Genomic DNA, 1,092 nt, shown 5'->3' with positions numbered 1-1,092 from the left:
TTCGGCGCGGTTCAGGGCGGAATCGGAAACCGAGCCTGAAACGGCGGCGTGTATTGGAAATAACCCGCCCAGCGCGATTTGTACTGTTCCCGCGCCGGTTATCACGCCGTTCACCGACTTGCCGTCCGACGTATGAAAAACAAGGTTATCGTGCTGTCGGGTAAGGTCCAGTTTGAACGGCTGCTCCGTTGCCACACTGGTATTAGACGGGCGCGCCGAACGGGGGAGCCGGTTGCTGCGGCTGGCGTTTCTGAACGGCGGTTGCCGCACCGCGGCCTTCGCACCGTTCTGGAGGCAGTATGTGCCGGAGACACTTCCCTCGAAGGTATCTGGAGAAAACTTCAAGGCAACGTCACGGAGAGTCTGCTGCTGCCAAGACGCGGCGGAACTGACTTCCAGCGTGCGGTTCCGAAAGTCCGCCTTCCCTTGCAGCGTCAAAGGACTATCGCCGACGTTTATAGACGAAGCGGCGAGCCGGAGCGAAACGGACGGGTCGGCGGCGCTGCCCGAAAACGCCATATCCGCCGTAACGGTGTTTTCTGCGCGCTGATTCCGCAGAAAATGTGCCGCTGCGGATTTCGTTAGAGAGAGCGTTCCGTCATACATGAAATCGTTTTTGAGCGCACTGAGCGAAAACGGCTTTCGCGCGGGATTTGCCGCCGTTATCCGCACGCCGTATGCTTCGCCGGAACCGGCGGTGTCGGAAAGCGTGAACGACGCTGCCGCGGAATCGAATACGACGCCGTTTTTGTTCCACGTCAGCGTCCCGGAACCGGCGAGGCGCGAAGCGGAATCCGCGTAGTCAACCTCGTTCAGCGTCAGTTCGCCGCCGCCAAGGCTGCCCGAAAACGCCACGCGCGCCTCCCCGTCGACGCCGTCGAAGGTCAGCGCGAGCGGGCTGAAGTCTGCCCGAATGCCGCGTTCCTCCGAGTACGAAAACAACGCGTCGGCAGTCAGCGCGAAGCGGCGGTTCCGCGCCGAAACGGGAAGCTCGCTCACGGCGAGCGAGCCGGATATGCCGCCGGAACCGCTTTTCGCGCCGTAAAACAGCGCGGCGGAAAGCCCGTAATCCCCGGCGACGAGATCGAATCG

1 protein-coding gene is annotated in these 1,092 nt (G+C 62.0%); it reads right to left on the bottom strand.

What is annotated here, in order from left to right:
- Positions 1-1,092, bottom strand: a 1,092-nt coding sequence (locus AWU74_RS11745; protein ID WP_187150885.1) for a translocation/assembly module TamB domain-containing protein, incomplete at both ends; no start/stop codon positions are given.

This window comes from Treponema endosymbiont of Eucomonympha sp. (genome assembly GCF_001028545.1).
Note: the sequence above shows the minus strand (reverse complement) of the source record. Positions and strands in the feature narration are given on the sequence as shown.